The 20263-nt window shown below is 68.3% G+C and carries 20 protein-coding genes; 9 read left to right on the forward strand and 11 right to left on the reverse strand.

Features of this window, described 5'->3' with window-relative positions; all coding sequences use genetic code 11:
- Positions 1-12 precede the first annotated feature (12 nt).
- The gene (locus tag ACFTWF_RS40475) at positions 13-1416 is read left to right on the forward strand and encodes a class II fumarate hydratase (RefSeq protein WP_378466706.1); all 1404 of its coding nucleotides are present in this window, start codon (positions 13-15) and stop codon (positions 1414-1416) included.
- Positions 1417-1476: 60 nt separating this feature from the next.
- On the opposite strand, the gene ACFTWF_RS40480 is transcribed toward ACFTWF_RS40475, so the two are convergent.
- The gene (locus ACFTWF_RS40480) at positions 1477-2334 is read right to left on the reverse strand and encodes an acyl-ACP desaturase (protein ID WP_378466707.1); all 858 of its coding nucleotides are present in this window, start codon (positions 2332-2334) and stop codon (positions 1477-1479) included.
- A 156-nt stretch (positions 2335-2490) separates the two neighbouring features.
- On the opposite strand from ACFTWF_RS40480, the gene ACFTWF_RS40485 reads away from it, so the two are divergent.
- On the forward strand, positions 2491-4101 hold the full coding sequence (locus ACFTWF_RS40485) for a serine hydrolase (RefSeq protein WP_378466708.1): 1611 nt from the start codon (positions 2491-2493) through the stop codon (positions 4099-4101).
- 26 nt (positions 4102-4127) lie between these two features.
- Positions 4128-4556: a limonene-1,2-epoxide hydrolase family protein gene (locus tag ACFTWF_RS40490; RefSeq protein ID WP_378466709.1), complete on the forward strand. Its 429-nt coding sequence runs from the start codon at positions 4128-4130 to the stop codon at positions 4554-4556.
- 79 nt (positions 4557-4635) lie between these two features.
- Here the strand turns inward: ACFTWF_RS40490 and ACFTWF_RS40495 are convergent, their stop codons facing one another.
- The 3 genes from ACFTWF_RS40495 to ACFTWF_RS40505 all read right to left on the reverse strand — a co-directional run bounded on the left by ACFTWF_RS40495 (position 4636) and on the right by ACFTWF_RS40505 (position 8897).
- On the reverse strand, positions 4636-6003 hold the full coding sequence (locus ACFTWF_RS40495) for a PhoH family protein (protein ID WP_378466710.1): 1368 nt from the start codon (positions 6001-6003) through the stop codon (positions 4636-4638).
- Positions 6004-6314: 311 nt separating this feature from the next.
- Entirely contained in the window at positions 6315-7610 is a 1296-nt protein-coding gene (gene glyA, locus ACFTWF_RS40500) for a serine hydroxymethyltransferase (protein ID WP_378466711.1), read from the reverse strand.
- Positions 7611-7676: 66 nt separating this feature from the next.
- Positions 7677-8897, reverse strand: coding sequence for a DUF885 domain-containing protein (locus tag ACFTWF_RS40505; RefSeq protein WP_378466712.1), 1221 nt, complete (start codon positions 8895-8897; stop codon positions 7677-7679).
- 169 nt (positions 8898-9066) lie between these two features.
- Between ACFTWF_RS40505 and coaA the strand changes: the two genes are divergently transcribed.
- A complete protein-coding gene (coaA, locus tag ACFTWF_RS40510; RefSeq protein ID WP_072940683.1) occupies positions 9067-9999 on the forward strand; it encodes a type I pantothenate kinase in 933 nt (310 codons plus the stop codon).
- A gap of 41 nt (positions 10000-10040) precedes the next feature.
- Here the strand turns inward: coaA and ACFTWF_RS40515 are convergent, their stop codons facing one another.
- The gene (locus tag ACFTWF_RS40515; protein ID WP_378466713.1) at positions 10041-10808 is read right to left on the reverse strand and encodes an isoprenyl transferase; all 768 of its coding nucleotides are present in this window, start codon (positions 10806-10808) and stop codon (positions 10041-10043) included.
- Positions 10809-10969: 161 nt separating this feature from the next.
- On the opposite strand from ACFTWF_RS40515, the gene ACFTWF_RS40520 reads away from it, so the two are divergent.
- On the forward strand, positions 10970-11638 hold the full coding sequence (locus ACFTWF_RS40520; RefSeq protein WP_378466714.1) for a hemolysin III family protein: 669 nt from the start codon (positions 10970-10972) through the stop codon (positions 11636-11638).
- 8 nt (positions 11639-11646) lie between these two features.
- Here the strand turns inward: ACFTWF_RS40520 and ACFTWF_RS40525 are convergent, their stop codons facing one another.
- From ACFTWF_RS40525 to mca, 3 genes are read right to left on the reverse strand one after another with little or no spacing between them, the layout of a single operon-like run.
- Complete coding sequence (locus ACFTWF_RS40525; protein ID WP_378466715.1) at positions 11647-13662, reverse strand: thioredoxin domain-containing protein; 2016 nt, start codon at positions 13660-13662, stop codon at positions 11647-11649.
- Between the two features lie 17 nt (positions 13663-13679).
- Positions 13680-14000 (reverse strand): hypothetical protein, encoded by a 321-nt coding sequence (locus tag ACFTWF_RS40530; protein ID WP_378466716.1) that lies wholly within the window; start codon positions 13998-14000, stop codon positions 13680-13682.
- Positions 13997-14875: a mycothiol conjugate amidase Mca gene (gene mca, locus ACFTWF_RS40535; RefSeq protein ID WP_378466723.1), complete on the reverse strand. Its 879-nt coding sequence runs from the start codon at positions 14873-14875 to the stop codon at positions 13997-13999. Before mca ends, ACFTWF_RS40530 begins: the two co-directional genes overlap by 4 nt.
- A gap of 190 nt (positions 14876-15065) precedes the next feature.
- Between mca and ACFTWF_RS40540 the strand changes: the two genes are divergently transcribed.
- On the forward strand, positions 15066-15491 hold the full coding sequence (locus tag ACFTWF_RS40540; protein WP_378466717.1) for a DUF4307 domain-containing protein: 426 nt from the start codon (positions 15066-15068) through the stop codon (positions 15489-15491).
- A 225-nt stretch (positions 15492-15716) separates the two neighbouring features.
- Positions 15717-16211: a transcription elongation factor GreA gene (gene greA, locus ACFTWF_RS40545; RefSeq protein WP_005238978.1), complete on the forward strand. Its 495-nt coding sequence runs from the start codon at positions 15717-15719 to the stop codon at positions 16209-16211.
- Positions 16212-16291: 80 nt separating this feature from the next.
- Here the strand turns inward: greA and ACFTWF_RS40550 are convergent, their stop codons facing one another.
- Positions 16292-17641 carry an NlpC/P60 family protein gene (locus tag ACFTWF_RS40550; protein ID WP_378466718.1) on the reverse strand — a complete coding sequence of 450 codons (1350 nt, stop codon included), beginning with the start codon at positions 17639-17641 and terminating at the stop codon, positions 16292-16294.
- 221 nt (positions 17642-17862) lie between these two features.
- On the opposite strand from ACFTWF_RS40550, the gene ACFTWF_RS40555 reads away from it, so the two are divergent.
- The gene (locus ACFTWF_RS40555; RefSeq protein ID WP_378466719.1) at positions 17863-18057 is read left to right on the forward strand and encodes a hypothetical protein; all 195 of its coding nucleotides are present in this window, start codon (positions 17863-17865) and stop codon (positions 18055-18057) included.
- Positions 18058-18076: 19 nt separating this feature from the next.
- Positions 18077-18847, forward strand: a complete 771-nt coding sequence (locus ACFTWF_RS40560) for an FAD:protein FMN transferase (protein WP_378466720.1) — start codon at positions 18077-18079, stop codon at positions 18845-18847.
- A gap of 6 nt (positions 18848-18853) precedes the next feature.
- Here ACFTWF_RS40560 and ilvA read toward each other — a convergent pair whose 3' ends face one another.
- Together ilvA and ACFTWF_RS40570 are read right to left on the reverse strand one after the other, a co-directional pair.
- Positions 18854-20086, reverse strand: coding sequence for a threonine ammonia-lyase (ilvA, locus tag ACFTWF_RS40565; RefSeq protein ID WP_378466721.1), 1233 nt, complete (start codon positions 20084-20086; stop codon positions 18854-18856).
- Between the two features lie 69 nt (positions 20087-20155).
- The coding region (locus tag ACFTWF_RS40570; RefSeq protein ID WP_378466724.1) for a PLP-dependent transferase at positions 20156-20263 on the reverse strand (108 nt) is incomplete at its 5' end.

Raw genomic sequence — 20263 nt, forward strand, 5'->3', positions numbered from 1 at the left:
CATGTTTGACGCATGACCGAGAGCAGCGAGCAGCAGTACCGGATCGAACACGACACCATGGGCGAGGTGCGGGTGCCCGTGGATGCCCTGTGGCGCGCGCAAACTCAGCGTGCCGTCGAGAACTTCCCGATCAGCGGTCGAGGTCTCGAGCGCACCCAGATCCGCGCGATGGGGTTGCTGAAGGCAGCCTGCGCGCAGGTCAACAAGGATCTCGGCCTCCTCGATGCCGACAAGGCGGACGCCATCATCGCCGCGGCGGGCGAGATCGCCGAGGGCAAGCACGACGACCAATTTCCCATCGATGTCTTCCAGACCGGCTCGGGCACCAGTTCCAATATGAACGCCAACGAGGTGATCGCCTCGATCGCGGCGGCCAACGGTGTGGTGGTCCACCCCAACGACGACGTCAACATGTCGCAGTCGTCCAACGACACCTTCCCCACCGCGACGCACGTCGCGGCCACCGAGTCCGCGGTGAAGGATCTCCTCCCCGCCCTCGACCATCTGCGGCTGGCGCTGCTCGACAAGTCCACCGAGTGGCGGACCGTCGTGAAGTCGGGCCGCACCCACCTCATGGACGCCGTCCCGGTGACCCTCGGCCAGGAGTTCGGCGGTTACGCCCGGCAGATGGAGGCGGGAATGGAGCGGGTCGTGGCCTGCCTCCCCCGCCTCGGTGAACTTCCCATCGGTGGCACCGCGGTCGGAACGGGACTCAACGCCCCCGACGGCTTCGGCCCGAAGGTCGTTGCCGAACTGGTCAAGGCGACGGGCGTCGACGCCCTCACCCCGGCGAAGAACAGTTTCGAGGCGCAGGCGGCGCGCGACGGCCTGGTGGAGGCGTCCGGTGCGCTGCGCACGATCGCGGTGTCGCTGACCAAGATCGCCAACGACATCCGCTGGATGGGCTCGGGCCCGCTCACCGGTCTCGGCGAGATCCGGCTCCCCGACCTCCAGCCCGGAAGTTCGATCATGCCCGGCAAGGTCAACCCGGTGCTCCCGGAGGCCGCCACCCAGGTGGCCGCGCAGGTGGTCGGTAACGACGCCGCGGTCGCGTGGGGCGGTGCGGCGGGCGCATTCGAGCTCAACGTGTACATCCCGATGATGGCGCGCAACCTGCTCGAGTCGTTGACGTTGCTGGCGAACGTCTCACGCCTGTTCGCCGATCGGTGCGTCGCGGGGCTCGTCGCGAACACCGAGCACCTGAAGACTCTCGCGGAGTCGTCGCCGTCCATCGTGACGCCGCTGAACTCGGCGATCGGGTACGAGGAGGCGGCGGCCGTCGCGAAACAGGCGCTGAAGGAGAAGAAGACCATCCGCGAGACGGTCATCGACCGGGGGCTGATCGGAGACAAGCTGACCGAGGAAGAACTCGACAAGCGTCTCGACGTGCTGGCGATGGCGAAGGTGAAGGACTGACCCTGCCGACGGAGAGGGCCCGCACTACATCGAGTGCGGGCCCTCTCGCGCGGACAGTCCCTACAGCAGCGCGGACAGCTCGTCGCGGGCCTTCTCGCCGTCCTCGCCGAGGTCGGTGCGTCCGGCGATGTTCCACGACCGCAGCAGCGGGGTGAACACCTTCTCCCCCTGCTGGGCGGGGTCGTAGATCCCGGCCTCGGCCAGCACGGCGGTGCTGTCGGTGCCGCCGGGCAGGGCCACGCTCGGCACGTCGAACGCGGCGATCCGCGAGGCGATGGCCCGCATCGTCTGGCCGGGGACCAGCTCGAACGCCGCCTCGACGACGTTCCGGTAGAGCAGCGACTGCAGTTCGTCGTCCGCGGCCAGCCGCTCGGCGATCGTAGCCACCAGCGCGTCCTCACCGAGTGCTGCCGTGTTGTGATGACGCACGGCCGCGGCCTTCTCCTCGAAGGCGGAGTTCGCGAGCATCTCGAGGAGATGCATGGGCGGCATCGCGTACCCGCGGACCATCTCGTCCATCCGGGCGCGCTCGAGGGCGACGGGATCGACGGCCCGCGTCACCATCAGGTAGTTCCGGAGCACGATGGAGTGCCGGTTCTCCTCCGCGGTCCAGCGGCCCACCCAGCGCCACCACGGGCCCACCTGGGCGAGGTGCTTCGCGATCTCCCGGTGGTACGCGGGCACGTTGTCCGCCACCAGCACACCCACCGTCAATGCGAGCGATTCCACCTCGCTCAGGGTCGACTGATCTGCCGACCAATCCGTTCCACCCATGAACGCGAAGTTCTTGCCCTGGTCCCACGGAACCAGATCGTGCGGCTGCCAGCCGTCCGCCTCGGCGAGGTGGCGGGTGAGGTTTTCGTCCACCACCGGGGCCAGCTCATTGAGCAGCTGCGAGTCATTCATATCAATCGGCATCCGCACACCGTAGCGCCCGCGGGCGAACGCGGGGTCGACCAGCGGTGGATTCGACGGAACCGGCACGGGTGTTGTGGCGAAAACAGCCAGGTCATGGGCCTGTGGTCGTTAGGCTGGCAGTTCACGACCGTCCCGGGCCCGAGCAGAGGATCGCCAATGCGCAGACATGGGAACCTGACGATACTTCTGTTCGCCGCCGCGATCGGCGCGTCCCTCCTCACGGGATGCGGCTCCGACACGGGCGACTCGTCACCCTCCGGAACCTCCGACGCGAACCCCACGTCCGAGGGTTCCGCGCCGCCCAATCCGGGCACGGTCGCGGGTGTCGACATCCCGGACGGTCAGATCGACGACGCCGTGGGCCGTCTCGACGACCTGGCGAACGAGTTGATGGAGAGTTCCGGACTTCCGGGTATGGCGGTCGCCGTCGTCCACGGCGGGCAGACCGTCTATGCGAAGGGATTCGGGGTGCGTGAGGCGGGCACCGATCAGAAGGTGGACGCCGACACCGTGTTCCAGCTGGCGTCGATGTCGAAACCGGTTGGGTCCACTGTGGTGGCCCATCAGGTCGATGCCGGCGTCGTCGGCTGGGACACGCCCGTGGTGTCGAAGTTGCCCGGTTTCGCTCTCGCCGACCCGTGGGTTACCGAGCACGTCACGGTGGGCGATCTGTACTCGCACCGGTCGGGGTTGCCCGATCATGCCGGCGACCTACTCGAGGACCTGGGGTACAACCAGCAGCAGGTGCTCGACAAGCTCCGGCTCGACCCCCTGAGCCCGTTCCGGATCACGTACGACTACACCAATTTCGGTCTCACGGCGGCCGCTGAGGCTGTCGCGGCGGCGTCCGGAACCGATTGGGCGACGCTCTCGGAGCAGACGCTCTACCAGCCGTTGGGGATGTCGTCGACGAGTTCACGGTTCGCCGACTACCAGGCCCGCAGCGACCGCGCCGTGGCGCACCAACTCGTCGACGGCAAATACGTCGCCGACGCGGTACGCGACCCCGACGCCCAGTCCCCCGCAGGCGGGGTCAGCTCGTCCGTCAACGACATGGGCAAGTGGCTGGCGATGCTGCTGGCCGACGGAACGTTCGAGGGGAGGAAGATCGTGTCGCCCGAAGCCCTGCTCCCGGCCGTGAGCCCTCAGATGGTGTCCAGCCCACCGCGTTCGATGGACAGCCGTCCGGGATCCTACGGATACGGATTCAACGTCTCGACCACCCCGGCGGGCCGGGTCTCCCTCAGCCACTCCGGCGGGTTCCAGCTCGGGGTGGCGACGAACTTCGTCGCGATACCGTCCGCCGACGTCGCTATCGTCGCCCTCACCAACGGGTCGCCCGTCGGAATCCCCGAGACCCTCACCGCCGAGTTCGCCGACCTCGTCCAGTTCGGGGAGATCCGGGAGGACTGGAGATCGCTGTACCGGCAGGCCATCTCGCCGATGTCCGAGCCCGAGGGCAGCCTCGTCGGCCAGACGGCCCCCGCGAACGCGGCACCACCGCAGCCGCTCCCGACCTACGCGGGGACGTACAACAACGCGTACTGGGGCCCCGCCGTCGTCACCGAGAGCAACGGGGCGCTGACGCTCGGACTCGGGCCCGCCGGGCAGACATACCCCCTGACGCACTGGGACGGTGACACCTTCACCTTCACACCCAGCGGTGAGAACGCCCCACCCGGAACCATTTCGAAGGCCACGTTCACCGGCAACGGCGTCACACTCGAGTTCTACGACACGGAAGGCCGGGGGACATTCGTCCGCTGAGCCGAAACATCGACGGGGAGAAGATCATGAATTCGAATTCGCACGCGCCGACGGGAACCACGCGGAACGCCACCGATGTCGAGGTGGTTCGGGCGTTCCTGGACGCACTCGTCGCCGGCGACCCGGATGCCGCACAGCAGTATCTCGACCAGGACATCGTGTGGCACAACGTGTCTCTGCCCAAGATCCGCGGAATCCGCGCCGTGATGCGCATCCTCAACGGCATGAGCCGGCCCGGTGTCGGATTCGACGTGCGCCTGCACCACATCGCGAGCGACGGAACGGCGGTGCTCACCGAACGCACCGACGTCCTGATCTACAAGCGGGTGCGCAGCGAGTTCTGGGTGTGCGGCACGTTCGAGATGAAGGACGGCAAGATCGCCGTCTGGCGTGACTATTTCAGCAACCGGGACGTCCTGTGGGGCACGCTCAAGGGAATCCTGCGCGCCTTCTGACGGTCCCGGTTCCGCCCGATGTCACCTCGGTCCACTACGACTGTGTGACATCGGGCGGATCACGCTGCGGGACAGCCGCCTACGGCGTCGGCCCGAACTCCTCCAGCATCTCCGTCACGAGCGCCGCGATCGGCGAGCGCTCACTGCGGGTCAACGTGATGTGCGCGAACAGCGGATGACCCTTCAGCTTCTCGATCACCGCTGCCACACCGTCGTGACGCCCGACCCTCAGATTGTCACGCTGTGCGACGTCGTGCGTGAGGATCACCCGGGAGCCGCTACCCAGCCGGGAGAGCACCGTGAGCAGCACGTTGCGTTCCAGCGACTGCGCCTCGTCGACGATCACGAACGAATCGTGCAGTGATCGTCCGCGAATGTGCGTGAGCGGCAGCACTTCCAGCATCCCACGGCTGATGACCTCGTCCATCACCTCGGGACTGGCGAGGCCGTCGAGGGTGTCGAAGACCGCCTGGGCCCACGGGCCCATCTTCTCGCTCTCACTACCCGGCAGGTAGCCGAGTTCCTGACCACCCACCGCGTACAGGGGCCGGAAGACGACGACCTTCCGCTGGGTGCGCCGCTCCAGCACCGCCTCCAGTCCCGCCGTCAACGCCAGCGCCGACTTTCCGGTACCCGCCTTGCCGCCGAGCGACACGATGCCCACGCTGTCGTCCAGCAGGATGTCCAGGGCGATCCGCTGCTCGGCCGAACGTCCGTGCAGGCCGAACGCTTCACGCTCCCCGCGCACCAACTGCACCCGCTTGTCGGCGTTCACCCGCCCCAGCGCGCTCGACGAACCACCCAGCAGCCGAATGCCCGTGTGGCACGGAAGCTCCCGGGCCTCCTCCAGGTCGACGACGCCCTCGGCGAACAGCTCGTCGATCGACGACGACGCCACATCCATTTCCGTCATACCCGTCCACCCGGACGGCACGACGTCGTGAGCGTGGTATTCGTCGGCGGGCAGACCCACCGCACCGGCCTTCACACGGAGCGGGATGTCCTTGCTGACGAGGACGACGTCACCACCCTCCGCCTCGAGATTCAAGGCACAGGCGAGGATCCTGGAATCGTTGCTGTCCGTGCGGAATCCGACCGGCAGAACCGACGGGTCGGTGTGGTTGAGCTCGACCTGCAGGGTACCCCCCTCCGTGCCGATCGGCACGGGCTGATCGAGACGACCGTATTCCAGCCGGAGATCGTCCAGCATACGCAGCGATTCCCTTGCGAACCATCCCAACTCGTGGTGGTGCCGCTTCCCTTCGAGCTCGCTGATCACGACGAGGGGAAGCACCACACGGTGCTCGGCGAACCTGGTGACGGCCCAGGGGTCGGACAGCAGCACGGACGTGTCGAGCACGAACGTACGAACAGCCGAGTCCGAGGATTTCCTGGGTGCGGCGGACGAATGTCCGGCGCGGGCTGAGACGGAGCGTGAAGCAGTCACGTTGGCTCCTAGGTTTGCGTGGCACCCACGCAAACTCGGTTCGCTGGACCGGTCCGTCCCTGGTGTGTCAATCCACACGGGGGCCGGGCGCCGGCCCCCTCGCACTGAGTCTTTCAGCCACGATCAGGACCTCCCGTACAAGCAACTTCCCCGCTGCCTGTTACCCCCGACGGTACTGCCAAACACGCCGGACGGCCGCGCGAGCGGCGGGCGTGTCGGTGAACATCAAGTTACGCGGAGAAGGCGCTTCGCACCCGTGCGCCTTTCTGGTTGCTCCAACGACCAGAAAGGCGCACGGGCGGCGGAGCCGCCTAGATGAGGCGCCACTCCTCGAGGCCCTCGTACAGCGGGAAGTCGGCGGCGAGCTTCGACACGCGGGCCTTCAGCGTCTCGACGTCGGACGCACCGGCGAGCGCGGTGCCGATGATGTCGGCGACCTCGGTGAACTGCTCGTCGCCGAATCCGCGGGACGCGAGGGCGGCCGTGCCGATCCGGAGGCCGGACGTCACCATCGGCGGGCGCGGGTCGAACGGCACGGCGTTGCGGTTGACGGTGATGCCGACCTCGTGGAGAAGGTCCTCACCCTGCTGTCCGTCGAGCTGGGAGTTGCGCAGGTCGACGAGGACGAGGTGGACGTCGGTGCCGCCGGTGAGGACGCTGACACCCTTGTCCACGACATCCGAGCCGGTCAGGCGCTCGGCGAGGATCTTCGCACCGGTCAGGGTGCGCTGCTGGCGGTCCTTGAACTCGTCGGTGCCCGCGATCTTCAGGGAGACGGCCTTGGCGGCGATGGCGTGCATCAGCGGTCCGCCCTGCTGGCCGGGGAAGACGGCGGAGTTGAGCTTCTTCGCCCACTCCTGCTTGGCGAGGATCAGGCCGGAGCGGGGTCCGCCGAGCGTCTTGTGGACGGTGCTGGACACGACGTCGGCGTAGGGCACGGGCGACGGGTGCAGCCCGGCCGCCACCAGGCCCGCGAAGTGCGCCATGTCGACCCACAGGTACGCGCCGACCTCGTCGGCGATGGACCGGAACGCGGCGAAGTCCTCGTGCCGCGGGTACGCAGACCAGCCGGCGACGATGACCTTCGGCTGCGCGGCGACGGCGATCTTGCGGACCTCGTCCATGTCGATGCGGTGGTCTTCCTTGCTGACCCCGTACGACTCGACGTCGTAGAGCTTGCCCGAGAAGTTCAGCTTCATCCCGTGGGTGAGGTGACCGCCGTGGGCCAGGTCGAGACCGAGGAGCTTCTCGCCCGGATTCATCAGGGCCATCAGGACCGCCGCGTTGGCCTGGGCGCCGGAGTGCGGCTGAACGTTCGCGAAGTCGGCGCCGAACAGTTCCTTGGCGCGGGTGCGGGCGAGGTCCTCGACGACGTCGACGTGCTCGCAGCCGCCGTAGTAGCGGCGGCCCGGGTAGCCCTCGGCGTACTTGTTGGTGAGCACGCTGCCCTGCGCCTGGAGGACCGCGCGGGGAACGAAGTTCTCCGAGGCGATCATCTCGAGCGTGTCGCGCTGACGGGCCAGCTCACCTGCCATGGCCTGGGCGACTTCGGGGTCGAGTTCGGCGAGGGGGGCCGTGTTGACGTCGGTACCGGGCACAGCGGTCATCGAGGGATCTCCAAGCTGGATGCGGAAACGAATGCTCCCAGTCTACGAAGAACCCGTGAGGAGTACCTAACCGCCCGCGGCGAGGTAGCCCTCATCGGCGCGCAGGACGCTGGGAACGAGCGGCTCGTCGAGCAGGCGGCGGAACCGTTCCGACCGCTCCGCGCCGACGGGCACCTCGGCCAGCCAGCCGCCGAGCAGGCGGTACCCCTCCACGTAGGTGCTGGTGTACGCCCGCCACAGCGGCGACGACAGGAAGCGCAGCGACTGCCGGGCCCGCTCGGGGGTCGACAGGCTCCACCGCTGCAGGAATGCCGCGACGTCGTCGTGGCTGCGGCCCTCGTCGTGCAGCATCATCGCCGCGTCCTGCCGCACGCCGAGCAGCTGTCCGGACGCTCCCGACAGGCGTTGCGCCTGCTCACCGTCGAATCTGAGGCCGAGGTCGGCGTAGATTTCCTGTGCCCAGAGCCCCCAGTCGGCCCCGACGATGGATTCCAGCGCGAGGTCGGCGAGGCCCTCGGCCATCAGGCATTGCGGGGTGTTGACGACGAACAGCGTCTGCTCGAGCTGTCCGGTGCCGACCAGTCCGGCTTCCTTCCGGCAGTGCTCAGTGTGGTGGCCGGGGTACGACTCGTGCGCGATCAGCCGCGGCAGGTTCGCCATGTGCTGTTCGAGGTCGGAGTTGATCGCGACCTTCGACCGGTAGTCGCCGAGGTAGTAGTTGAACCCCGACCACGGCTTGTCGCCCACCACCTCGTACTCGACGACCTCCGAGTCGGGCAACGCGTAGTGCTGCCGCACGAGGTCGCGGAGGGCGCTCGAGAAGGCGTCGACACATTCCTGCAACCGGTCGGCGGGAATCGCGTCCTTCGCCCGGTGGACGCGGACGCGTTCGGCGAGCGGTGCCGTTCCGGGGAGCACGGCGTCCATCTTCCGGTGCGCCTCCCGGTACTGCTCCTCGTCGCCGCGTTCGATGTGGACGTCGAAGTACGCCTCGACCTCGTCGACGAAGCCGATGTCGTCGCCCGCGAACTTGCGTCCCGAGCATTCGAGGGCGCGGAGGTGGACGTCGAGGAACCGGGCGCGCTCGTCGGGCAGTCCCGCCGACGACAACTCCGCGCGGAGGTGCGCCGCCGTGCGCGCGAGGTCACGCGGGTCGGGCTTCGGCGCGTTCTCGACCTGCCTGCGCAGCGCGGGATCGCCGGTGTACGCGTCGACGAATCCTTCCTCCAGCCGGTCGAAACCCAGCCCGAGCAGCAAGTATTCGCGGACGAACGAAACGGATTCCATGCCGTCCGACCTTAGTCGCAGACACGTCTTCCCGACCCGCCGACAGCGCAGCCTGTGGCACCAAGCACAATCCGACTATGCAACCGCTACTCGCCAGCGCGACGACGACGGCAGAGATTCTGGGCATGGGCCGCTCACTCCCCCTGGTACCCGAGTGTGAGCGGAACTGATGGCGCGGACGAGCGAGTCCAGTCCGTACGTCGAATTCGACCGGAAGCAGTGGCGCACACTGCGTAAGTCGACGCCGCTCGTCCTCACCGAGGAAGAGCTGTACGGACTGCGGGGCCTCGGCGAGCAGATCGACCTCGAGGAGGTCGCGGAGGTCTACCTGCCGCTGTCGCGTCTCATCCACCTCCAGGTGGCGGCCCGGCAGCGACTGTTCGCCGCGACCGCGACGTTCCTCGGCGAGAAGCATCCCGACCAGCAGGTGCCGTTCGTGATCGGCGTCGCCGGCAGTGTGGCGGTCGGCAAGTCGACCACGGCGCGTGTCCTGCAGGCGCTGCTCGCGCGCTGGGAGCACCACCCGCGGGTCGACCTGGTGACGACGGACGGCTTCCTGTATCAGACGGCCGAACTGAACCGTCGCGGGATCATGCACCGCAAGGGCTTTCCCGAGAGTTACGACCGTCGGAAGCTGCTGCGGTTCGTCACCGAGGTGAAGTCGGGGGCCGAAGAAGTGGCCGCGCCGGTGTATTCACACATCTCGTACGACATCATCCCCGGTCAGTATCACCTGATCCGGCAGCCGGACATCCTCATCATCGAGGGTCTCAACGTGCTGCAGACCGGCCCGCGGCTGATGGTGTCGGATCTGTTCGACTTCTCGATCTACGTCGACGCGCGGATCGAGGACATCGAGAACTGGTACATCCAGCGGTTTCTGGCGCTGCGGAAGACGTCGTTCTCGGATCCCGACGCGCATTTCCACCACTACGCCGGACTGTCGGATCGGGATGCGACGTCTGCCGCGCAGGAGATCTGGCACAACATCAATCGGCCGAATCTGGTGGAGAACATCCTGCCGACGCGTCCGCGCGCCACGCTCGTGTTGCGCAAGGACGCGAATCATTCGATCAACCGGCTGCGGCTCCGCAAGCTGTAGGTGAGTGGCGAAGTGTGTTCCGGCACGCTTCGCCGCTCACGTCAGACGCCGAACCTGCGATGCCGGGCGGCGTAGTCGCGCAGCGCGCGGAGGAAGTCGACGCGGCGGAACTCGGGCCAGTACGCCTCTGTGAACCAGATCTCGGAGTACGCGCTCTGCCACAGCAGGAACCCCGACAGCCGCTGCTCCCCCGACGTGCGGATCACGAGGTCGGGGTCGGGCTGGCCGGACGTGTAGAGGTGGCCGTCGATGCCGTCGATCGTGATCGATTTCACGAGTTCGTCCCCCGCCAGTCCCGCGAGGAGCTTCTCGCTCAGTAGCGACTGGACGGCGTCGGCGATCTCCTGCCGACCGCCGTAGCCGATGGCGACGTTGACGTGGGTGCCGGTGCGGCCCTCGGTTCCGGCGGCCGCGTCGCGCAGCCGGCGCGACTGCGCGGCGGGCAGGAGGTCGAGTGCGCCGACGATCTTGACGCTCCAGTTCTTGTCCGGGCCGGAGATCTCCTCGACGACGTCCGTGATGATCTCGAGCAGGGTGTCGAGTTCCTCGGGGTCGCGGCGCAGATTCTCGGTGGACAGCAGGTAGATGGTGGCCATCTCGATGCCCGCGGCGTCGCACCAGCCGAGCAACTCGGAGATCTTGAGGGCGCCCATGCGGTGGCCGTGGCTGACGTCCTCGAAGCCGTTCTCCCGGGCCCACCGCCGGTTGCCGTCGCACATCACGGCAATGTGCCGAGGGTGCTGTAGTCCGTCGAGCCGCTTCAGTAGCCGACGCTCGTAGATGCTGTACAGCAGTCCTCGCGCACTCACCTGGAGATCACCATGACAGGCAAGACTACGCCGCAGCCGAAGGTGATCCGCGACGGCCGTCACACAGCGCGCGACTTACTGCTACCGACGGGTACGCTCACACCACGAGCTAACCTACGGTTCCGTAGGTTAGTGCCACGCACAGCGAGAAGAGGTGTTCAGTGACCGCTTTCGGCCTCGACGAACTACCCGTCAAGCCCCGAATGCGAGGGTGGATCCACCTGTGGGCGTTCGGCGTCTCCGTGATCGCCGGCCTCGTCCTCGTCACACTCGCGGGCCTCCGGGTGTCCGGACAGGCGGCCCTCGCGACCGCCGTCTACAGCCTGACGGTGTGCGGTGTCTTCGGGGTCAGCGCCACCTATCACCGCATCCACTGGAACACCGTGTCGGCGCGCACCTGGATGAAACGCGCGGACCATTCGATGATCTTCCTGTTCATCGCCGGCAGCTACACCCCGTTCGCGGTACTCGGGCTTCCGTCCGGCACCGGCCGGACGCTGCTGATCGTCGTGTGGGCGGGTGCGCTCGCCGGGGTCGCGCTGAAGATGCTGTGGCCGACGGCGCCGCGATGGGTGGGTGTGCCGCTGTACCTGCTGCTCGGCTGGGCGATCGTCCCGGTCGCACCCGAACTGACACGCGAGGTCGGCGTTCTCCCGATGCTGCTGCTCCTGATCGGCGGCATCCTGTATTCGGTCGGCGCGATCCTCTACGCCACCAAGTGGCCCAACCCGTGGCCGACGACGTTCGGCCATCACGAGTTCTTCCACGCCGCCACCGTCGTCGCGGCGCTGTGCCACTACATCGCAGTGTGGCTGGTGGTGTTCCGGTAGCAGGCCGGTTACCGGCTCAACGCGTCGGCGAGGTCCTCGGCCGTCGACACCGGGCGGTCGCAGACGAACCCGCGGCACACGTACGCCGCCGACGTTCCCCCGACCAACGGCCGGTCGGCGAGCAGGGGTGACGAGTCCGGTTCGCCCCCGACCACGACGGCGCCGCCGGGGGCGAGTCTGCGGGCCTGCGCGAGCAGCGCGGGGTCGCCGTCGGTGGCCACCGCCACCTGGATCGGGCCACGCACCGACGCCTCGGCCACGGCGAGCCAGTGCCCGGCGGATCGCGGTGCACGCTGCAGGAGCAGCGCGACCCGGTCGAGCGAGTGGGCGGCAGCGGCCGCGTACCGTCCCGACGCCTCCGGGTCGGCCACCGCGGCCGCGGTGAGCAGCGCCTCGGCCAGGCACGACGCTCCGGACGGCGTCGCTCCGTCGACGGGATCCCGGGGTCGAGTCACCAGCGTCTCGGCGTCGTCCGCGGTGTCGAACCAGCTGCCGGGCCGCTGGGCGTCGGCGAAGTGGATCAGCGCGCGGTCCAGCAGCGCCTGCGCGTGCGTCGACCAGTCGGGGTCGCCGGTCGCCTGGTACAGCGCGAGGAGTCCCGTCGCCAGGCACGCGTAGTCCTCGAGCACGCCGGCAGATTCGCCGACGGAGGTTCCCAGGGACGCCCTCCGCAGGCGCCCGTCGACGACGTGCAGTCCGAGGACCGCTCGCGCGCACTCCGCGGCGGCGTCCACCCATTCCGGCCTGCCGAGTCCCGCGCCCGCCTCGGCGAGTGCGGTGATCGCGAGGCCGTTCCAGGCGGTGACGACCTTGTCGTCGCGTCCGGGCTGCGGCAGGGTCGCCCGCTGCGCGAGGAGCGCGTCCCGCACCCGTCGCCAGCGGTCCCGGTCGTCCGGGTCGCGCGGGAGCTGCAGGACGGACGCGCCGGCCTCGAACGTCCCGGCGGGAGTCACCGCGAACACGTCCGCCGCCCACTGCCCGTCGTCGGGCCCGAGGAGGTCGGCCAGCTGTTGCGGGGTCCACACATACGTGAGCCCCTCCACGCCCTGGGTGTCGGCGTCGAGGGCCGACGCGAACGACCCGTTCGCGGTGCGCAGATCGCGCAGCAGGAACTCGACGGTCTCCTTCGCGACCCGGACGGCCAGGTCCGAGCCGGTGCGGCGGCCCAGGTGCGCGTACGCGCGCAACAGCTGGGCGTTGTCGTAGAGCATCTTCTCGAAGTGCGGCACCACCCATGCGGCGTCGACCGAGTAGCGGGCGAATCCACCGCCGAGCTGGTCGTAGATGCCGCCGCGGGCCATCGACGACGCCGTGCGCTGCACCACGCCGAGCACGGCGTCGTCGCCGGAGCGCTCGTACGTGCGGAGCAAGCCCTCCATCAGCGCGGACGGCGGGAACTTGGGGGCGCCCCCGAATCCGCCGCGCTCGGCGTCCTCGTCGCCGCACACGCTCCCGGCGGCGGCGTCCAGCAGAGCCGCGTCGACCCGGACGTCGCCCTCGGGGATGCCGCCGGCGCCGCGTCGCAGCTCTGCGACCACCGAGGCGGCCGCCTCGTCGACGTCATTGCGGCGGTCACGCCACGTGTCGGCGATGGCATCGAGCAGCTGGGTGAACGACGGCATGCCGCCACGCGGCTCCGCCGGGTAATACGTGCCGCAGTAGAAGGGGGCGCCGTCCGGGGTGAGAAAGCACGTCATCGGCCAGCCGCCCTGACCGGTCATCGCGACCGTGGCGTTCATGTACACCGCGTCGAGGTCGGGTCGCTCCTCGCGGTCGACCTTGACGCAGACGAAATGCTCGTTCATCAGCGACGCCACCGCCTCGTCCTCGAAGGACTCGTGGGCCATCACGTGGCACCAATGGCACGCCGAATACCCGATCGACAACAGGATCGGGACGTCCCGCTCCCGCGCCCACGCGGTGGCCTCCGGACCCCACTGCTGCCAGTGCACGGGGTTGTCGGCGTGCTGTCGGAGATAGGGGCTGGTGGACCCACCGAGTGTGTTGCGCGCGCGTGGGTCCATCTCCAGCTCCCGTTCGACTACTTCTGCAGGTTCGGTGGGGTGTCCGTGGGCTTCGGCGGTTCGGTGGTGCTCGCGCTGCCGCCGTGAATCGCACCGCGGTCGGTGCCCTCGTCCGCTTCCTGGTCGGGTTCGGGATGCTCCGGCTCGAACGTCTCGGGCAGATTCTTGAGCTTCTTGTTCATCGACCGCACCAGCAGCACCACACCCGCGAGCAGCGCGAGAATCACCACGAGGCCGATCGGCGACGCCTTGCCGAACTCGGGGCCGGACGGCGTGCTCGGCGTCTGCGCCAAGATGTCTGCCGCGCCGGTCACGATGCCGGCCGTCAACACATTCACAGCCGGCCGTCCTCGTCGATGCCCGCGAACAGATCGTTCTCCGGGATGGAGGTGGTGACCCGCGTCTTCGCCAGCTCGAATTCCTCGGTGGGCCAGATCTTCTGCTGGATCTCGAGCGGAACCGCGAAGAACGAGCCGTTCGGGTCGATCTGGGTGGCGTGGGCCCGCAACGCGTCGTCCCGCTTCGGGAAGTAGTCGCCGCACGTGATCTGGGTGGTGACGCGCGCCATCAGGTCACCCTGCTCGGTCTTCCACTTCTTGAGCCACTCGGCCATCGGGAACTCTTCGCCGCGGCGGTCGTACTCCTCCTGGAACTGCAGCAGGCGCTTCCGGATGAAGCCGTGCGAGTAGTAGACCTTCTGCACCTGCCACGGTTCGCCGGCGTCCGGGAACTGCGCGGGGTCGGCGGCTGCCTCGTACGCGGCCATCGACACCTCGTGGCACCGGATGTGATCGGGGTGCGGGTAGCCACCGTTCTCGTCGTACGTGGTCATCACGTGCGGGCGGAATTCGCGGATCGCGCGCACCAGCACCTCGGTCGACTCCTCTAGCGGAACGAGCGCGAAGCATCCCTCCGGCAGCGGCGGCTTCGGGTCGCCCTCCGGCAGACCGGAGTCGACGAATCCCAGCCACTGATGCTGAACGCCGAGGATGCGCGCCGCCTCGGCCATCTCCTCGATGCGCACCTCGTGGATGCGGTCCCGCACCCCGGGCACGTCCATCGCGGGGTTGAGGATGTCGCCACGTTCACCACCGGTCAACGTCACGACCTTCACTTCGTTGCCCTCTGCGGCGTAACGGGCCGTCGTCGCGGCGCCCTTGCTCGACTCGTCGTCGGGATGGGCATGGACGGCCATGAGCCGGAATCCGCTCACGTATTCGTTCACCTCAACTTCGCCAGTAGCCGTTGCCGGCTTGTCCGTGTCGCGCGCTCTCGCCCCCGCCATCGCTGGCGGCGCACTGACGCACGTCCTCTATAGTTCCACCCGAGAGTTCCGCTTGCAGCCGTGCCCCCGCTCGAGTGCTGTGAGTTACAGGGAACCGGAGCGGTACGAGAGTTGAGAGATGACGAGAACGCTTCCCCCCGGCCGATACACAGCCGCGGCAAAGCCCGCGCGTTCGAAGCGCTGGCTCGTGTGGGCGCTGTCCGCAGCAGTCGTAGTGGTCGGCGTGATCGTGGCGTTCGTCGCATACGACAAGTTCGCCGTCTCCGAGATCGACAGTGAAGCCACGTCGTTCGATCTGGTGAGTGATTCGCAACTCGACATCACGTTCACCGTCACACGCGAGGATCCGTCCCGGGACGCGGTCTGCATCGTCCGATCCCGCTCCAAGGACGGTTCCGAAACCGGCCGCCGGGAGGTCTTCATCGCCGGCGGCGAGGATCAGACGGTGAAGGTCACCGCACCCGTCTACACGTCGCGACCGCCCGCCATGGGCGACATCTACGGCTGCAGCCTGGACGTTCCCGCCTATCTCACCGGCGGCTGACACCCCCGAACCCGAGCGACCGTTCGGATTATTCGGGGGTTGCACTCTCCGATCGTGCTAGAATCGCCTGATACACGGTTCCGTTTGGAACCGTGTATTGCTGCATTGGCGGCAAGGCGGAACCCGAACGGCTAAGGCCCTCGAATCCGCCGAGCCGTTGATCACTGCTGTTGCAGTGGTCTGTCGAGGGAGCCCGGCGGCTCCAACTACGAGGGAGTGATCGAGATGACCGAGACCCAGGTGACCTGGCTGACCCAGGAGTCACATGACAGGCTCAAGAGCGAACTCGACCAGCTCATTGCCAATCGTCCGGTCATCGCCGCCGAGATCAACGAGCGTCGCGAAGAGGGCGATCTGAAGGAGAACGGCGGCTACCACGCAGCCCGCGAAGAGCAGGGTCAGCAGGAGGCGCGCATCCGCCAGCTTCAGGAACTCCTGAACAGCGCGAAGGTCGGCGAGGCCCCCACCCAGTCCGGTGTCGCACTGCCCGGTTCCGTGGTGAAGGTCTACTACGACGGCGACGAGAAGGACACCGAGACGTTCCTGATCGCCACCCGCGAAGAGGGTGCCCGCGACAACAAGCTCGAGGTCTACTCCCCCAACTCCCCGCTGGGTGGCGCACTGCTCGAGGCGAAGGTCGGCGAGACCCGCGAATACACGCTGCCCAACGGCAGCAGCATGAAGGTGACGCTCGTCAGCGCGGAGCCCTACCACAGCTGATCTCGGATCCACCGCCGAAAACTCCGGTCCGGGCCCAGCGCCCGGGCCGGAGTTTTGTGCGTTGATCCGTCCCACGGTTCTCAGAAGAGCCTGCGGGCCTTCATGTCGGCGAACACGGGTCCGATGCGCACGACGTCCCCGGTGGTCGGCGCGTGCAGCATCAAGCCGTTACCGACGTAGATCGCTACGTGCCCCGGCCCACCCGACTGCCAGTTGCCGAACAGCAGATCCCCGGGCCTGGCCTCGGACAGCGGCACCTCGACGCCGACACCCCACTGTGTCTCCGACGTACGGGGCAGCTTGATGCCGGTGGCGGCGTACACGGCGAACGACGTCAGACCGGAGCAGTCGAACCCGCCACCGGACGGCCCGTTGATGTTGCCGCCGCCCCACACGTAGGGCAGTCCGATGAACCGCATGGCCGCCTCGACGACACGGCTCGTGTCGCCGGCTGCGGCGCCGTAGAAGAACGGTGACAGCATCCGCGCGAACGAGTCCTCGAGCGAACGGATCCGTGCGACGTACGGCTGGGTTTCGTGCTCGTAATCGAACTTCCCGGCGGGCATGCCACCGGCCGACCGGACCGCGCCCGCGCCCGCGTTGTAGGCGGCGATCGTGAGGTCGAGGGTGTCGCCCTTGACGACTCCCTCCTTCTTCCAGCCGTCGATCTGCCCGAACAGGTCGCACAGCATCTGGCCGGACGCCATCATCGGGTCGGCGACGCCGTTGATGTCGACCTTGCCGTCGCCGTCGGCGTCCTTGCCGTACTTGGCCCAGGCCGCGGGCATGAATTGCCCGGGCCCGCGGGCGCCTGCCCGGGACACGGGCGACGTGGCACCGTAGCGGAAGCCGTTCTCGACCGAGTACAGGGCCGCCAGTGTCGGCGGCTTGATGCCCTCGCACAGCGACCCGGCCTTGCGGATCCACGGCGCGAAGACGGCGATGGCGCCGACCGGCGCGAGCGAGACACCGGGAAACCCGGCGGGGACGGACGGGATCAGCGATCCGAGACCACTGATGAGCGCCGGGACGCCAGGTAGGGCGGCCAGACCCCCGATCGCCGTTCCGACGTCGGGCGCACTCAGCGCGGGAGGCTGGTCGAGTGGTGTGTCCGGGAGCACCAACGGTGCGACCGGGGCGGGCGGCGGTGCCGCTTCGAGGGCGGGCGGCGGCGGAATGTAGGGGTCGGTTGCCTGCTTCACCACATCCGAAGCCTGGGTAACCATCTGCTCGGCCTGTGCGCGGGCCGGCTCGGGGAGGGACGATATCGCGTTGTCAACTTGTTTCTGAACGTCGGGTGAAGCCTGCTGGACCACCTGAATTGCTTCGGCTGCTTGATCTTTCACCGGCTGCGGTATGTCCGCTCCCTGAACGATGGCCCCCGCTGCGGTGGTGATCGCCACGATGATCGCCGCTGCATCAACTGACATACGTGCGCTCCTCCTCCTCGGTGCACCTAACCGAGTGAGTTCACGTTACGACGGGGCACAGCAGGTGCGAGGCGATTCTGCGGGATTGCTCGGTTTCCCACTGTGACCTGCGGGATAGCGGCACCCGGGCGATTCACGCCTTCGGAACCGACTGCGCACTGAGGGAGGAGAGACAGATTCTTCCCAGGTTGTTCTAAGGTTCGTCGGGGAAGCTGGTCGGCATGAGTGAAGACCGACGGATCACCCGCCTGCTTCCCGTTCGCCGCGTCTTGGCAGCAGCCGGAATCGCCGGACTCGTCGCAGGTGGTGGTATGGCGGCAGTCGCCGCCGACCCCGCGACCCCCGATTCGACGGTGGCAGCGCCCCTCGTCTCGGCTGGATTCGGCGCACCGGACGCCCTGTCCAGCGGTTCCTGAAACAACCGGAGATCCACCGATGACCAGTGCGCGCAGCGCAACCGAATGGTCCACCTGGGGTGTGCACGCCCGCATCGTCGTCACCGACCCGGACGCGCTGAGTTCGGCATCGAACCTGATCCGCGGCTACCTCGCCGCCGCCGACGCCGCCGTCAACCGGGACCGCGCGGACGCCGAGATCCACTCGCTCGGCGAGGGCCGGAACACGGTCACACCGATGTTCGCCCGGTTCCTCGCCGACGCCCTCGCCGCGGCGCGCACCACAGAAGGAGCACTCGACCCCACAGCCTCGTCCCCCGCCCCGTACGCGTGGCGGTCGATCACCGTCGACGGCACGGAGGTCACGCTTCCCGCCGGAGTGGAACTCGACCTGACGGCGACCGCGCGGGCGAGTTCGGCAGATCACTGTGCGTCGACGACGGCCGAGCTGCTCGGGTGCGGCGTGCTGGTGGCCCTCGGCGGCGACATCGCCACCGCCGGGACCACACCGCCCGGCGGCTGGCAGGTCCAGGTCCAGGACCTGCCCGGCGACCCCACCTGCCAGGTGTCGATCCCGTCGGGTGCGGCCGTCGCGACCGCCAGCACCGTCAAACCGCTGCACCCCGACTCGATCTCGTTGTGGCGCACCGTGTCCGTGGTGGCCGCGTCGTGCACCACCGCGCACGCGTCGAGTGCTGCGGCGGTGGGGATGGGCGGCGGCGCCGTCGACTGGCTCACCAACCTCGAACTACCCGCCCGGCTGGTGGACCAGGAGTTCCGGGTGATCACCCTCGGCGGGTGGCCGAACTAGATCCGGCTATTCCTGCAGTCGGACGGAGTACCGGGCGTCGCGGAGGGCGTCGAGAAGATCCTGCCGGTGACCGGGCCCGCGGGTCTCGACGGTGAGGAACACCTCGACCTCGTCGAGCGCGAGCGCGCCGCCGGTGCGGGAATGGACGACGTCCACGACGCTGGCGCCGTTGCCGCTGATCACACCGAGCAGGCTCACGAGACCACCCGGCCGGTCCGGGATGGTCACGTGCACACCGAGATACCGTCCCGCCGCTCGGAGACCGTGATTGACGACGTGGGTGAGCAGCAACGGGTCGATGTTGCCGCCGGAGAGCACCGCGCACACCGTCCCGGTGAGTCCCAGCTCGTCCGTATCGCAGCTGATCAGTGCGGCCACCGCCGCAGCACCCGCCGGCTCCACGATGAGCTTCGCGCGCTCGAGGCACAACAGCAGCGCCCTGGACAGGGCGTCCTCGCTGACCGTGACGATGGCGTCGACCTGCGTGCCGACATGCGCGAACGGCACGTCCCCGGGTCTGCCGACCGCGATGCCGTCGGCCATCGTCGACATGGTCTCCAGCGGAATCGGGCGGCCCTCCGCCAGCGACCGCGGCCACGCGGCCGCCTGCTCGGCCTGGACGCCGACGATCCGCACGTCGGGGCGGGTGGCCTTCACCGCCGCGGCGATGCCCGCGATCAGGCCACCGCCCCCGGTGGGGACGACGACGGTTCCGACGTCGGGTTCCTGCTCGAGGATCTCGAGCCCGACGGTCCCCTGCCCCGCGACGATGTCGGCGTGATCGAACGGGTGGATGAGGACGGCGCCGGTCTCGTCCGCGAACGCCCTCGCCGCGACCAGCGCGTCGTCGACCGTCTCGCCGGTGAGATGGACGGTGGCGCCGTACGCCTTGGTCGCGACGAGTTTCGGGAGGGGAGCGCCGGTCGGCATGAAGACGGTGGACGGGATGCCCAGCTCCGTGGCGGCCCAGGCCACGCCCTGCGCGTGATTGCCTGCGCTGGCCGCCACCACCCCACAGGCACGTTCCGCGGCCGACAGATTCGCGATCCGGTTGTACGCTCCACGCGGTTTGAACGATCCCGTGCGCTGCAGGTTTTCGCATTTCAAAGACACGACGTGCCCGCATCGTTCCGACAGCGCCCGGGACGCGATCACCGGCGTCCGGCGCATGACGGGGTCCAGCAGCGTCCGGGCCGCTCTGATCTGATCCAGCGTGACAGGCTCCACGCGGGCCAGCATAAGGCCTTCGGCCCGTGCGCCTTTCTGGTTGTTCCAGCTACCAAAAAGGCGCACGGGCGGCGGAGCCGCCTACTTCAGCGCCTGCTCGATGTCGCCCACGAGGTCGGCGGCGTCCTCGATGCCGACGGACAGGCGCACCAGGTCGTCCGGGACCTCGAGCAGCGAACCGGCGGTGGA

The sequence above is a fragment of the Rhodococcus sp. NPDC056960 genome, from assembly GCF_042674125.1.
Classification (GTDB): domain Bacteria; phylum Actinomycetota; class Actinomycetes; order Mycobacteriales; family Mycobacteriaceae; genus Rhodococcus_F.